Genomic DNA, 14,112 nt, shown 5'->3' with positions numbered 1-14,112 from the left:
GTCTTAAAGGTAAAAACATCTTGGGCTATAAACAGAAAAACCCTGAGCGTACTCAGGGTTTTAATTTAAAGCTTAGTGATTAAGAATCTTTGTTTTGAGCATCATCTGATTCAGACTTAACGTCTTCAACTTGTGACTCTTCAGCTTTTGGCTCGGCTTCGGCTTGCTCTTCTGATTTAGCTTCAGGCTTAGCTTCTTCCTTTGCAGGTTCTGCTTTCGCCTGGTCACCCCAACCAGCAGGCTCACGAATGTCAGTCTTACGTTCCATGAGGTCATCAATTTGACCCGCATCGATCGTTTCGTACTTCATAAGCGCATCTTTCATCGAGTGCATCAAATCCATATTGTCTTCTAGGATTTGCTTAGCTCGAGCATAGTTACGGTCGATAAGGATACGAATTTCTTCATCGATAAGTCGAGTTGTATCGTCAGAAACATGTTTCGCTTGGCTCATGCCGCGACCTAGGAAAACTTCGCCTTCTTCTTCAGCATAAAGAAGAGGACCCAGTTTCTCAGAGAAGCCCCACTGCGTTACCATCTTACGAGCAATATCAGTTGCACGCTCGATATCGTTTGACGCACCAGTCGAAACCTTATCTTTACCGTAGATAAGTTCTTCAGCAAGACGACCACCGTACAAGCTAGAGATCATTGATTCTAGATGTTGGCGAGACATGCTTACGCGATCTTGCTCAGGTAAGTACATAGTTACACCAAGCGCACGACCACGTGGGATGATTGATACTTTGTACACTGGATCGTGTTCAGGTACCAAACGACCAACAATTGCGTGACCTGCTTCGTGGTAAGCCGTTGACTCTTTCACTTCCTCAGACATCACCATTGAACGGCGCTCTGCACCCATCATGATTTTATCTTTCGCAAGTTCAAACTCAACCATAGATACATTGCGCTTGTTACCACGAGCTGCAAATAGCGCCGCCTCGTTCACAAGGTTCGCAAGATCTGCACCAGAGAAACCTGGAGTACCACGAGCAATCAGAGATGGTTCAACATCACCTGATAGTGGCACTTTACGCATGTGTACTTTAAGAATCTGTTCACGACCACGTACATCAGGTAGACCAACCACAACTTGACGGTCAAAACGACCAGGACGAAGTAATGCAGGGTCTAGTACATCTGGACGGTTAGTCGCAGCGATAACAATAATACCTTCGTTGCCTTCAAAACCATCCATCTCAACCAGCATTTGGTTAAGTGTTTGCTCACGTTCATCGTGACCACCACCAACACCAGCGCCACGTTGACGACCTACAGCATCGATTTCATCGATAAAGATGATACAAGGTGCTGCTTTCTTCGCTTGTTCGAACATGTCACGCACACGAGATGCACCAACACCAACAAACATTTCAACGAAGTCAGAACCAGAGATAGTAAAGAACGGTACTTTCGCTTCACCGGCAATCGCTTTTGCAAGCAACGTCTTACCAGTACCAGGAGGACCGACCAACAGGATACCCGTCGGGATTTTACCACCTAGCTTTTGGAAGCGGCTTGGGTCACGAAGGTAATCCACAAGCTCTTTCACGTCTTCTTTTGCTTCGTCACAACCAGCAACATCAGCAAACATCGTTTTGATTTGTTCTTCGCTCATCATTCGAGCTTTGCTCTTACCAAAAGACATCGCGCCTTTACCGCCGCCGCCGCCTTGCATTTGACGCATGAAGAAAATCCATACACCAATCAGTAAGATCATTGGGAACCATGAGATGAAGATAGTGCCAAGCAGGCTCTGCTCTTCAGGTGGTGTACCCTGAACTTTTACGTTTTGATTAATTAAGTCATCAAGTAGCTTTTGATCATAAACAGGCATGTAAGTTACATACTTAGAGCCACCACCACGACGTGTGAAAGTGATTTCGCTGTTATTGAACTGTGCGTCTTGAATCTGGCCTTGGCCAACTTCCTGTACAAACGTGGTGTAATCTACTGCTCTGCCGTTACTTTCCCCAGGGCCGAAGCTCTGGAATACCGACATCAACACTACCGCGATAACAAGCCACAGAATTAAATTTTTTGCCATGTCACTCAAGGTGTAAGCCTCTCGATAACTAATTGTAATTAAAGGTAGGGTACTACAGTTTGTAACCTGTAGCCATGTTGTTAACTCTCACTCTTGGAAGAGAATCGTTAACCTTTGTAACCAGTTGCTACGATAAACACTTCACGAGAGCGAGCTCGAGAAGAGTCGGGTTTTCTAACTTTGACTGTTTTAAACATCTCACGGACGTCCTTAACATATTGGTCAAACCCTTCGCCTTGGAATACTTTTACAACAAAACTACCATTGGTAGCTAGAACTTGTCGACACATATCCAAAGCTAATTCAACTAAATACATAGCTCTTGGCTGATCCACAGAATTGTTGCCTGCTATATTAGGTGCCATATCAGACATCACGACATCAACCATATTTGGTTGTATACGTTCCAACAAGGCATCTAGCACAGCTTCTTCTCGAAAATCGCCTTGTAAAAAACTCACTCCGGCAATCGGATCCATTGGTAATAAGTCACACGCAATGATTTGACCGTTGTCTCCGATAATCTTAGCAGCATATTGAGACCAACCGCCAGGCGCTGCACCCAAATCCACAATGGTCATCCCTGGAGTCAGCAATTTATCTTTCGTTTGAATCTCTTCCATTTTGAAATAAGCACGCGAACGATAGCCTTTTTTTCTGGCTTCATTTGCGTACTTGTCGTCGAAGTGTTCCTTCAACCAACGGCCCGAACTGGCCGAGTGTTTCTGTTTGCTCATTGGATACCTAAATTGGAGGAAAGTACTAATTGCTGAATAAATTATAGTCTTCAGCTTTAGATGGCGTTAAAATAGGTTTTTTCAACCCTAATACTAAATAAAATTGGCCGCGTAATGAACCTAAGTACCAAACAAAAGCAGCATCTAAAGGGCCTAGCTCACAGTTTAAAACCTGTTGTGCTAATGGGCGCAAATGGACTTACTGAAGCTGTTCTAGCGGAAATCGAATTAGCTCTAGACCACCACGAACTGATCAAGATTAAAGTTGCATCAGAAGACCGTGAGACTAAGCAACTGATTATCGATGCAATTGTACGTGAATCTAAAGCTGAGAAAGTACAGACTATCGGTAAAGTTCTAGTACTGTTCCGTCAGTCAGAAGCACGTAAAATCGAGATTCCACGCAAGTAAGCGAGCTTAATATAAGCTAACTTCATTAAAAGAAAGCCACTGCGCTTAACTTTTAGTGTAGCGTGAGAAACGAAAAAGGTCGCATTAGCGACCTTTTTACTTATCAAAAACAAAGAAAATTCAATTAGATGTATTCTACTTTGTCGATTTCGAAGTCTTTATCACCACCAGGGGTAGAGATCAGTACTTCATCGCCTTCCATCTTACCGATAAGACCACGTGCAATTGGGGATTTCACAGAAATGCGACCCGTTTTGATATCGGCTTCATCTTCAGAAACGATTTGGTAGCGGAATTCTTCATCCGTATCTACGTCAATCAAAGTCACTGTCGTGCCAAAGATAATCTTGCCTGTGTTATCCATCTGCGTTACATCGATGATCTGAGCCAGTGATAGCTTGTATTCGATATCTCGAATTTGAGCTTCACAGATACCCTGCTCTTCACGAGCAGCGTGGTATTCAGCATTCTCTTTCAAGTCACCGAGTTCACGAGCTTCACCAATAGCTGCTGAAATAATAGGACGTAGCTTAAGTAGGCGATCTAATTCGTCACGTAGCTGCTGAGCGCCACGTACTGTCATTGGAACCTTTTCCATTTTTTACCTCTATGCCAAAGCTTTCTTTGGCCAACATAAATCCACCCAACATACTTATTGGGTGATAGAAACAAAACGATTTGGCTTAGTGTAAACAAACTTTATGGCTAAATCACCTTTATTCCACTTTGCGTTATAAAAGCTTTATCTAGGTCTAAATTACAGACATCACAAAAATGAATAATAACCTCACCATCAATAAGTTAGTGATAAAATATCTAAAAAAAACAAAAATAAACCAAATAAACACAGATCACACTTTTATAAAAATCACATAAAATCAATAATTTAAATATGGTTAAACTCAATAAAACAGTGTGCATAATTTTTATTGATATCATTTTACTACCTGATGGTGGAACTTTAGGGTTAAAAAGTACCCCACGGATTGTTCTGGCAAGTTTCACGCTTTTGTTCTAAGCATGATTATGAAGCTTGATTAATACGAGCAATACACAAAAAGGATTCAAATCCTTGATAAATACCTTTATGGACAGTAATTAGGAATTAATAACATGAACAAGACTATGATCGCGCTTGCTGTATCTGCTGCAGCTCTTGCTACTGGTGCTAACGCTTCAGAACTATACAACCAAGACGGTACTTCTCTAGAAATGGGTGGCCGTGCGGAAGCTCGTCTTTCTATGAAAGATGGTAACGCTCAAGACAATTCTCGAATCCGTCTTAACTTTCTAGGTCAAGTTGAAATCCAAGACGGCCTATACGGCGTTGGTTTCTACGAAGGCGAATTCACAACTGCAGAAAATGGCGCAGGTACTGACAAAAACAGCGACAGCCTAACTAACCGTTACGCTTACGCTGGACTTGGCGGTACATTCGGTGAAGTAACTTACGGTAAAAACGACGGCGCTCTAGGCGTAATCACTGACTTTACCGATATCATGGCTTACCACGGTAACTCTGCAGCAATGAAAATCAATGCTGCTGACCGTGCTGACAACATGCTTTCTTACAAAGGTCAATTCCAAGACCTAAGCGTTAAAGCAAGCTACCGTTTTGCTGACCGTACAGAACTAAAAGCTGACGGTACTCCAGCAGGCGAAGGCGATGCTGTTGCTTCTTACAGCGACAACAGCGCTGATGGTTACTCTCTATCTGGTATCTACGCAATCGGTGAAACTGGCGTTAAACTAGGTGCTGGTTACGCAAGCCAATACTCTGGTAATGCTGCTCAAGACGAGTACATGCTTTCTGGTTCTTACACTATGGGCGACCTATACTTCGCTGGTGTATTTACAGATGGTCAAGTTGCTAAGAACGACGGTGATTACACTGGTTACGAAGTAGCAGCGGCTTACACTCTAGGTCAAACAGTATTCTCATCTACATACAACAACGCTGAAACTAACGGTGAAACGTCTGCTGACAATATCGCTGTTGATGCAACGTACTACTTCAAGCCTAACTTCCGTGGCTACGTATCGTACAACTTCAACCTAATCTCAGCGGGTGACCAGTTCGGTACTGCTGGCGGCAACCTTGCTGCAACTTCAGCACAAGCTGAAGACGAGCTAGCTCTAGGTCTACGTTACGACTTCTAATTCTGATTATCTAATTGATTAATTAGTTAATTGAGAATCAAAACGCCCGCTCTATAGCGGGCGTTTTTTATATCTGTATACTGAAAGCATCAGCCATCCAAGAAAACCTTCTATGCGCCTTCTATCCAGCTTACTCCTATGTGGTTTGTCACTGTATAGCTATTCAATTAGTGCTTTCGAATACCTCCCTCTAGACAAACTGCCCGATGGCAGTAGCACAAGCTTGATACTGAAGTCATTGAGTGATGATTCGAGTGAGTTGAATTCCAATAGCGATGGTTTTTACCCTCCCGCCAGTACACTAAAGCTAGTCACCGCTTTGGCTGCCAAATTGGAGTTAGGAGATAATTTTAACTACACGACCAGCATTGCGCGTTCTAATAAAGATGTCGTGATCTCATTCAGTGGTGACCCTACACTACAAAGAGATCATCTAAAAAACCTTTTAGATCAATATGCTAAGTCGCAATCTAAAACTATCAAAGGCAACTTATACCTCGATAACTCAGCTTTTACTGGCTATCAACGAGCGGTTGGTTGGCCTTGGGACATTTTAGGCGTTTGTTACAGCGCTCCCTCTAGTGCAATGACCTTAGACAGTAACTGCGCACAAGCCTCTATTTATACAAAAGATAACGGTACAACACGCGTATATATCCCAGCTCATTACCCAATAGACGTGACAACCTCAGCAGCCACGGTAACTCGCTCAGGCCAAAAGGCAACGCAATGCGACCTAGAGCTTATTACTACCCCAGATAACACTTACAAGCTCTCTGGTTGCTTGATTGAACGTAAAAAACCGTTACCACTCAAGTTCGCGATTCAAAGTCCAGAACTTTACACTTATCAAGTCGTTAGTGAGATTCTTAAAGAACTGAGAATCGAAGTAAAAGGCAATGTGATCCTTGGTAAAAAAGATAAATCAGGCAAGAGCACGTTAGTCGCTAGTCACAACTCAAAGAAACTTCCCGAACTGCTCGATATCATGCTCAAAAAATCCGATAACCTGATCGCTGACAATCTAACTAAAACGCTGGGTGCGACATTTTATGTTCAACCGGGCACCTTCAATAACGGCACTGAAGCGATAAAGCAGATACTGCTGACCAAAGCCGACATTGACCTAAGCAAAGCACAGTTGGTCGATGGCTCAGGGCTATCCAGAAATAACCGCATGACCTCGCAAACCATGGCTCAGGTTCTGCGTTACATCTGGGATAATGACCAACAGCTCAACCTGATTGAGGCAATGCCAACATCAGGCACTGATGGCACGCTCAAATATCGTCAAAGCATGCGAAAGGCACCAATCCAAGGCAACATTATTGCCAAAAGTGGTTCTTTGTATGGGAGCTACAACATGGCAGGTTTTGGTTTAGATAAAGCGGGAGAACCAACCTCTATTTTCGTTCAGTTTGTCCGTGATTACTTTCCTGAAAAGCCAGATCCAGAAAAACCAGTGGAAGCACCAATCACCCAATTTGAACGCGCTTTCTACACAGATGTGGTCGAGTTCAGTCAAACACAGAGCAAACCTAAGTGATGTCTACTCTGTTTAAGCTTCTACTTAAGCAATAAAAATGGCGCTGAAGATCTTGAATCTTCAGCGCCATTTTTGTATCAAAGATACCTTTTAGCTGTTTTTATAAGCTTTTAAGCGATTCCTAGGAATGAATTAACCACAGTGAAGTAGATCCACATTCCAGAGATATCCACTATCGAAGCCAGTACAGGGCTCACTAACACAGCAGGATCAAGTTTGAAGAATCGAGCGACTATCGGTAACCCGCCGCCGAGTACAGTTGATATGGTCACTTGAATAAACAGAGCAACAGCAATCGCGTAAGCAATCATATTAATGTCGTAACCACCCGTTGACTGGTTGTCACTGAATAATAAGATTCGGCCAATCATCACTAAGGCGATCGCAAGAGCTAAACAGATAGCAACTCTAAGCTCTTTCCATAGAACGTTGGCCCACTGGCGTTTCTTCAATTCCCCTGTGGCTAAGGCCCTAATGACCAAAGTCGCAGCTTGTGTGCCTGTGTTGCCACCCGCAGCAGCGATTACCGGCATATAGATCGCCAGAAGTACTAGCTGGCTAAGAATGTCTTCATACTGAGCAATGATAAGCCCAGAGACAATGCCCAGCAGCGCTAAGGCTATAATCCAACCGATACGCTGCCTAACATGGCTAAGCACTCCAGTTGAAAGGTAACCCTGTTGAGGTTCAACTTCTGAGTAGATCAGCCCTAGTTGGTGAGCTAGATGTCGAGAGCGCTTCTCAAAGCCCTGCTCTTCTAGCTCACTAAGTAAAGTCTGAATCGTACTAAGAGAGCATTGCCCAAGCACTAACACAGCATCTTCAAGTGGCATACGGTTCAAAAGGTTAATTTGTTGCTCACGTCCGTACTGTTGAAAGGCATTCGATACAGCTTGGATGTCTTGCTCTGTGTACAGAGCTTCAATAGATAAAAAAGTGTTGTTCATTACCGTCATGGCGAATCTCCCGATTGGCAAAGGTAACGACCATCAAAACAAGTAGCCAATCGAGAGTACCCCGAGAGTATAAAGCGGTGTACACCAAGAGCGTATAGCTATATACATCAAGAATATACAACTAAGCGCATCAAGAGCTTAAAGCACTGATGTGTCTACTTGTTAGAATCTAGAGTGTGGAAAAGAATGAGGGGGAAAACAAAGATACCCTACCCGAACGGCAGGACAATAGATCAATACCGAGACGAGTTATTCTTCTCCATTCAAACTAGGAGGATGGTCGGTATTGTTCATAAAAATCTCCAAAATTACTGTCAGCTCGACAGCGCGCATAGTGTAGCAATCCTGTAAAAAATTCTTCGTCAACTTTCTGTCAATAAATAAGGGTCAATAAAAAAGGCATCCGTGGATGCCTTTGGTTCAATTATTGATGTGCATTATTACTTAATAGTAATACGAGCAAACTTACGCTTACCAACTTGGTAAACTGCAGTACCTGCTTCAGGTACGAATTTGCTGTCTTCAATCTTCTCGCCTTCAAGCTTAGCCGCGCCTTGCTTGATCATACGCATCGCATCAGAAGTCGAGTTTACAAGACCCGCTTCCTTTAGAACGTTCGCAATTGGTAGGCCAGCTTCGAATTCAAATTCAGGCATTTCATCAGGAACTTGGTTCTTTGCAAAACGGTTAACGAACTCTTGCTCAGCCGCTTCAGCATCTGCTTCACTGTGGAAACGAGCAATGATCTCTTTCGCTAGTAGTACTTTCACGTCACGTGGGTTCTTACCTGCTTCAACGCCAGCTTTCAGTTCCGCTACTTCTTCAAGTGGGCGGAAAGACAGTAGCTCGTAGTAGCTCCACATAAGATCGTCAGAGATAGACATGATTTTACCAAACATCTCGCTTGGTGCTTCGCTGATACCGATGTAGTTATGCGCAGACTTAGACATCTTCTTAACGCCGTCTAAACCAACAAGTAGTGGCATCATTAATACCGCTTGTGGTTTTTGACCTGCAGCTTTTTGCAGTTCACGACCCATTAGAAGGTTAAACTTCTGGTCAGTACCGCCAAGCTCAACATCACTTTCTAATGCAACAGAGTCGTGACCTTGAAGAAGTGGATACATAAATTCGTGGATTGCGATCGGTTGACCACCAGCGTAACGCTTTTTAAAGTCATCACGCTCAAGCATGCGAGCAACAGTTTGGTTAGAAGCAAGACGAATCATGCCTTCTGCACCAAGCTCAGATAACCACTCAGAGTTGAAACGAATTTGCGTTTTCGCAGGATCTAGAATCTTGAATACTTGCTCTTTGTAAGTTTCAGCATTCTTCAATACATCTTCACGGCTTAGCGGTGGACGCGTTGAGTTCTTACCTGATGGGTCACCAACCATTGCTGTGAAATCACCGATAAGGAACGTCACTTCATGACCAAGCTCTTGGAAAGCACGAAGCTTGTTAAAGATAACCGTATGGCCTAGGTGGATATCTGGAGCGGTTGGATCGGCACCCAGTTTAATGCGTAAAGGACGACCTTCTTTTAGTTTCGCAATCAGTTCGTCTTCTGGAATCAGTTCTTCTACGCCACGTTTGATCTCGGCTAGTGCAGCTTCAATACTCGCCATTCTTGTTCACTCCCACAGATTTGGCAAAAATACATTAATTAGACATCTTACTTGAATAGCGATGTATTTTGAAACCAGTTACACTATTCCGTCGTCTATTTTCATAATATTTACAGAACGAACCGGAACATGTTGTCTATTTTTGCACGCCTTCCCATTTTGCACCGGGCATTTATCGCATTTTTTAGTGCCGTAATTTTTATCGCTATTTTCTTACTCCCCGACGTCAACAGTTTACGTGACGATACGGGAGCTTTAGTCGTAGGAAAACACTACCCACTGACTATCAATGCATCAGCACTTGTTAGCTCAAGTGACGCACCACCTACGGCAGTACTCAAATGGGAGAAATACACTGTTCGTTCTGGCGAAAGCACCTCTGTTTTATTTGAACGTATTGGCCTTTCATACCGTTTGCTGATCACTCTATTAAATACCAACAACGATATTAAAAAGCAGCTATCCAACCTAAGACCTGGCGACGTATTGCAATTTGGCTTTGATGAAAACAACGACCTTATTCAATTAAAGCGACAACTTAGTGCGTTTGAAAGCTTTAAGATCACTAAGTCTGGCGATTCATTCTCCTCTAGCGTCGACAAAAAGGAAGTGGCCTATCAATACAACTATGCCGAAGCCAACATCACATCTAACTTCTGGAACGCCGGCGTCAATGCAGGCCTAACCGCAAACCAAATTATGGAACTGGCCGGAATCTTTGGCTGGGATATCGACTTTGCGTTGGATATTCGCAACAACGACAGCTTTAAGATTTTGTACCAAGAGAAAGTCGTTGAAGGCGAAGTGATTGGTCGCGGTAAGATCATGGCGGCAGTATTCAAAAACCAAGGTGATTCATTTACCGCGGTATTAGATGATAGAAGCGGCAACTACTTCGATGAAAATGGTCGTGCCATGAAGAAAGCGTTCTTGCGCTCACCGATTGATTTTCGCCGTGTAACATCGAACTTTAACCCTCGTAGAAAACACCCAGTAACCGGTAAGGTTCGAGCTCACCGAGGCACCGACTACGCAGCCCCTGTTGGCACACCTATCTGGGCAGCCGGTGACGGTATTGTTCAGAAATCGGGTTACAACCAATTCAATGGTAACTACGTGTTCATTCGCCACAGCAACACCTATATCACTAAATACCTGCATATGAAGCGACGTATGGTGAAAACAGGTCAGCGCGTAAAACAAGGCCAAACCATTGGTACTTTGGGCGGTACAGGCCGAGTGACTGGCCCGCACTTACACTATGAATTCTTGGTTAATGGCGTACATAAGAATGCGCGTACCGTGAAATTGCCTCAATCTAAGTCGTTAACCGGTAAAGCAAAAGCAACATTTATTGCGAACTCAGAGATTCGACTGAATAACCTTGAGCGATACGGCCAGTTACTAGCGACTAATTAGGTTACTAGCGACCAGTTAGGTTAAGAAACATATAAATCAACGAAAAGAGCGCCTATTGAAGGCGCTTTTTTTATTTCCGTCCAACTAGTACTTATCCTTCACCGTCGTTGTCTTGGAGCACATCAGGCTTCTTGTCTCGGCCTAGCATTAACAGACAAGGAGTCAGTACCAAGGTCAATACTGTCGCGAATGCTAAACCTCCCGCAATTGCCGTAGCAAGTTGCGACCACCATTGCGTGCTCGGCGCACCAAATTCTATTTTTTGGTTAATCAGATCAATGTTCATCTCTAATACCATCGGCATCAAGCCTAAGATCGTAGTCACTGTAGTCAGCATTACTGGCCTTAAACGCTGAACACCGGTTCTCAGAATTGCATCGCGCTTATCTAAACCTCTTTTGATTAGCTGATTATAGGTATCGATCAACACGATATTGTTATTCACTACGATACCTGCCAGCGCAATCACTCCAATACCAGACATCACGATGCCAAACGGACGCTGGAAAATTAGCAAACCAACAAACACACCAACCGTTGAGAACAGCACCGCACTCAGAATCAAAAATGCCTGGTAGAAGCTATTGAACTGAGTAATCAAAATCAACGCCATTACCGCCAGTGCAACCATGAATGCACTTTGTAAGAAGGCTGACGAGTTTTCTTGTTCTTCATTCTGACCACGGATACGAAACTCGACACTACTCGGTAGCCCCAATTCACTTAACGCTTGCTCAATCTTTGGCAGTTCGAGGGCAAGGTTATAGCCCTCTTCCATATCCGCCATGATGTTCACTACGCGCTTACCATCGAGGCGTTTAATCGTATCTTGCTTATGATCAGGGACTATCTGAGCAAAGTTGGTGATCGGCACCAAGCCAGCAGGTGTTTTGACTCTCAACTGGTCAAAGCGTCCGATATCTCTTTTATCATTCGGGTAACGCACCAAGATATCGACCTCTTCTGAAGAATCATCTGGCAGGTAGTCACCAATCTTTAATCCGTTAGTGACGAATTGAACAGTATTGCCGACCAAGGTCGCATCAGCCGAAAAACGCGCAGCATCATCTCTGCGAATATCCACTTTCCAATCAATGCCATCTTTGCTTGCTGTATCACTGATGTTAGTCAGAGCTTGATTACCATCCGCCCAGTTTCTTACAATTTTTGCAGCCTGATTCAGCTGTTCTGGTGTTGTTGCTGACAGCTCAATCACTAAATCATTTTCAACCGGAGGCCCTGCATCTGGAAACTTATATTCAATCTCAACACCAGCGTATTGATCGGTTTGCACCTTTAATTCATCAATAATCGCTTTAACACTACGACGATATTGCCAATCAACAGGAGTAATCGAGATCAAGCCAATCTGGTCGTCCCCACCCGTGCGTGTGTAAACAGTATCGAACTCATCATGATTAAGCATCATTTGCTCAATATCGCGCATGATGTCATCTTTTTCTTGAATAGAAAGATCACCATGTGAGCGAACTTTGACATTAAAGAATGGTGGATCAACCTCAGGGAAGAACTCTGCACCTAGGCCCGCTTTGGAGTAAGTAAAACCAACTGCAACCGCGAGCAATATCGCACTGAACAGAATCTTAAAGGGGTGCTTAATCGCAATCGAAAGTGTGTGGTAATACGCTTTGGTTAAGCCCGTTGCTTGTGAAAAATCACCATTATGCAGTGCCACCATTCGAGCTTGGCTCTTGGGCGATACATATTGAGGTTTGCCAATCAAGCCACCTAATACCGGTACAAACAACAACGCCATAATCAATGAAGCAGTTAAAGTAGCGATGAGGGTTAAGGGCAAGAACTTCATGAATTCGCCTGTCACATCAGGCCAAAACAGTAACGGAGCAAATGCAGCTAAGGTTGTCGCTGTCGATGCGGTTATCGGCCACGCCATCCGTTTCGCTGCGTCTCGGTAAGCTTCTTTTCTACCTTCACCTTCTTGCATTCGCCTATCGGCAAACTCGGTAACAACAATCGCGCCGTCGACCAACATACCAACCGCCATGATCAACGAGAACAGCACCACAATGTTGACGGTTAGACCAAACACAGACAACACCAACAATCCCGTGAGGAATGATCCAGGTATTGAAATTCCTACCAATAACGCGGTTCGAACACCAAGAATGGCTATGATAACGATCACCACTAAAATGATGGCGGATAAGATATTGTTTTGAAGATCGTTGAGCATGATCTTCACATCTTTAGATTCATCCCAAGTGTATTTGACCAATAGATTATTTGGCCATTCCGCTTGCTGCTGAGCCCCAGCCATTACCGCTTTGACTAGCTCAACGGTTTCAATGATGTTTTCACCCGCGCGCTTCTTGATATCCAAGACAACCGCGGATTTACCATCTAAGCGAGCAAAGCTCTCTGGATCTCGAAATGCTCGACGAACCGTGGCGACATCGCCAAAGGTTACGACCTGTTTACCATCCACTTTGATTGGCAACTCAAGTACGTCTTTTAAGGAGTTAAACACCGAAGGGACTTTGACAGAAAAACGCCCGTAGCCTGTATCAACAAAGCCTGCGGCCACCACTCGGTTATTCAAGGCGATCAAGTTATAGATGTCCGCTTGATCTAAGCTGTAGCTCTCCATCAGTAATGGATCAACGATGATTTCTACTATGTCATCGCGATCGCCTGCAATGTCGACTTCAAGGATCTGACGATAGCTTTCGAGCTTATCTCCGAGATCTCGAGCGATTTGTACTATGGTGCGCTCAGGTACGGTACCAAACAGAACTACTGACAACACAGGCTGCTCAGAAGCAAGCGTCACCTCATTTACAGTCGGCTCATCGCTGTCTTCTGGCAATTTGGGCTTAGCCAGATCAACGGCATCGCGAACATCGGCCATTGCTTTGGTGAGGTCGACACCAACATTAAACTCCAACACAACAGAGGCGTGGCCTTCTGCTGCGGTTGCGGTCATCTCTTTGACGCCTTCGATTGACCTAAGCTCTTGTTCTATCGGTCTAACCAATAAGCGTTCTGCATCGGTTGGCGAAATACCTTGGTGCCCAACAGAAACGTAGATAATTGGGATGGTGATGTCTGGGCTCGATTCTTTAGGGATCGTGATATAGGTGACGACACCTGCGACCAATATGAGAGCTAAAAGGGAAAGCATTGTTCGAGCACGAGACAAGGCTGCATCAATAATTGAATACAT

The 14,112-nt window shown here is 44.1% G+C and carries 10 protein-coding genes; 4 read left to right on the top strand and 6 right to left on the bottom strand.

Features of this window, described 5'->3' with window-relative positions:
• Nucleotides 1-79: 79 nt before the first annotated feature.
• Both ftsH and rlmE read right to left on the bottom strand, forming a co-directional pair.
• Nucleotides 80-2,050, bottom strand: a complete 1,971-nt coding sequence (gene ftsH, locus OCV44_RS03180) for an ATP-dependent zinc metalloprotease FtsH (protein ID WP_139684566.1) — start codon at nucleotides 2,048-2,050, stop codon at nucleotides 80-82.
• A gap of 107 nt (nucleotides 2,051-2,157) precedes the next feature.
• The gene (gene rlmE / locus OCV44_RS03175; RefSeq protein WP_009847548.1) at nucleotides 2,158-2,787 is read right to left on the bottom strand and encodes a 23S rRNA (uridine(2552)-2'-O)-methyltransferase RlmE; all 630 of its coding nucleotides are present in this window, start codon (nucleotides 2,785-2,787) and stop codon (nucleotides 2,158-2,160) included.
• 114 nt (nucleotides 2,788-2,901) lie between these two features.
• Here rlmE and yhbY point away from each other — a divergent pair, with 114 nt between their 5' ends.
• A complete protein-coding gene (gene yhbY, locus OCV44_RS03170) occupies nucleotides 2,902-3,198 on the top strand; it encodes a ribosome assembly RNA-binding protein YhbY (protein WP_004734509.1) in 297 nt (98 codons plus the stop codon).
• A gap of 124 nt (nucleotides 3,199-3,322) precedes the next feature.
• Here yhbY and greA read toward each other — a convergent pair whose 3' ends face one another.
• A complete protein-coding gene (gene greA, locus OCV44_RS03165) occupies nucleotides 3,323-3,796 on the bottom strand; it encodes a transcription elongation factor GreA (RefSeq protein WP_009847549.1) in 474 nt (157 codons plus the stop codon).
• Between the two features lie 515 nt (nucleotides 3,797-4,311).
• Between greA and OCV44_RS03160 the strand changes: the two genes are divergently transcribed.
• Entirely contained in the window at nucleotides 4,312-5,358 is a 1,047-nt protein-coding gene (locus OCV44_RS03160; protein WP_139684565.1) for a porin, read from the top strand.
• Nucleotides 5,359-5,470: 112 nt separating this feature from the next.
• Entirely contained in the window at nucleotides 5,471-6,904 is a 1,434-nt protein-coding gene (gene dacB / locus OCV44_RS03155; RefSeq protein WP_139684564.1) for a serine-type D-Ala-D-Ala carboxypeptidase, read from the top strand.
• A 110-nt stretch (nucleotides 6,905-7,014) separates the two neighbouring features.
• Here the strand turns inward: dacB and OCV44_RS03150 are convergent, their stop codons facing one another.
• Together OCV44_RS03150 and tyrS are read right to left on the bottom strand one after the other, a co-directional pair.
• Nucleotides 7,015-7,860 (bottom strand): magnesium transporter, encoded by an 846-nt coding sequence (locus OCV44_RS03150; protein ID WP_139684563.1) that lies wholly within the window; start codon nucleotides 7,858-7,860, stop codon nucleotides 7,015-7,017.
• Between the two features lie 440 nt (nucleotides 7,861-8,300).
• On the bottom strand, nucleotides 8,301-9,488 hold the full coding sequence (gene tyrS / locus OCV44_RS03145) for a tyrosine--tRNA ligase (protein ID WP_004734518.1): 1,188 nt from the start codon (nucleotides 9,486-9,488) through the stop codon (nucleotides 8,301-8,303).
• Between the two features lie 129 nt (nucleotides 9,489-9,617).
• On the opposite strand from tyrS, the gene OCV44_RS03140 reads away from it, so the two are divergent.
• Nucleotides 9,618-10,907, top strand: coding sequence for a peptidoglycan DD-metalloendopeptidase family protein (locus OCV44_RS03140; protein ID WP_139684562.1), 1,290 nt, complete (start codon nucleotides 9,618-9,620; stop codon nucleotides 10,905-10,907).
• A 91-nt stretch (nucleotides 10,908-10,998) separates the two neighbouring features.
• Here OCV44_RS03140 and OCV44_RS03135 read toward each other — a convergent pair whose 3' ends face one another.
• Entirely contained in the window at nucleotides 10,999-14,112 is a 3,114-nt protein-coding gene (locus tag OCV44_RS03135) for an efflux RND transporter permease subunit (RefSeq protein ID WP_139684561.1), read from the bottom strand.

Origin of the sequence: Vibrio tasmaniensis (genome assembly GCF_024347635.1) — a bacterium.
Taxonomy (GTDB): Bacteria; Pseudomonadota; Gammaproteobacteria; order Enterobacterales; family Vibrionaceae; genus Vibrio; species Vibrio tasmaniensis.
The sequence above is the reverse complement of the archived record's forward strand: the minus strand, read 5'-3'. Positions and strand labels throughout refer to the sequence as shown.

Excerpts from the sequence above, each read along its gene's own strand:
- ftsH (WP_139684566.1), bottom strand. The coding sequence starts at position 2,050 with ATGGCAAAAAATTTAATTCTGTGGCTTGTTATCGCGGTAGTGTTGATG.
- rlmE (WP_009847548.1), bottom strand. The coding sequence starts at position 2,787 with ATGAGCAAACAGAAACACTCGGCCAGTTCGGGCCGTTGGTTGAAGGAA.
- yhbY (WP_004734509.1), top strand. The coding sequence starts at position 2,902 with ATGAACCTAAGTACCAAACAAAAGCAGCATCTAAAGGGCCTAGCTCAC.
- greA (WP_009847549.1), bottom strand. The coding sequence starts at position 3,796 with ATGGAAAAGGTTCCAATGACAGTACGTGGCGCTCAGCAGCTACGTGAC.
- OCV44_RS03160 (WP_139684565.1), top strand. The coding sequence starts at position 4,312 with ATGAACAAGACTATGATCGCGCTTGCTGTATCTGCTGCAGCTCTTGCT.
- dacB (WP_139684564.1), top strand. The coding sequence starts at position 5,471 with ATGCGCCTTCTATCCAGCTTACTCCTATGTGGTTTGTCACTGTATAGC.
- OCV44_RS03150 (WP_139684563.1), bottom strand. The coding sequence starts at position 7,860 with ATGACGGTAATGAACAACACTTTTTTATCTATTGAAGCTCTGTACACA.
- tyrS (WP_004734518.1), bottom strand. The coding sequence starts at position 9,488 with ATGGCGAGTATTGAAGCTGCACTAGCCGAGATCAAACGTGGCGTAGAA.
- OCV44_RS03140 (WP_139684562.1), top strand. The coding sequence starts at position 9,618 with ATGTTGTCTATTTTTGCACGCCTTCCCATTTTGCACCGGGCATTTATC.
- OCV44_RS03135 (WP_139684561.1), bottom strand. The coding sequence starts at position 14,112 with ATGTATTCAATTATTGATGCAGCCTTGTCTCGTGCTCGAACAATGCTT.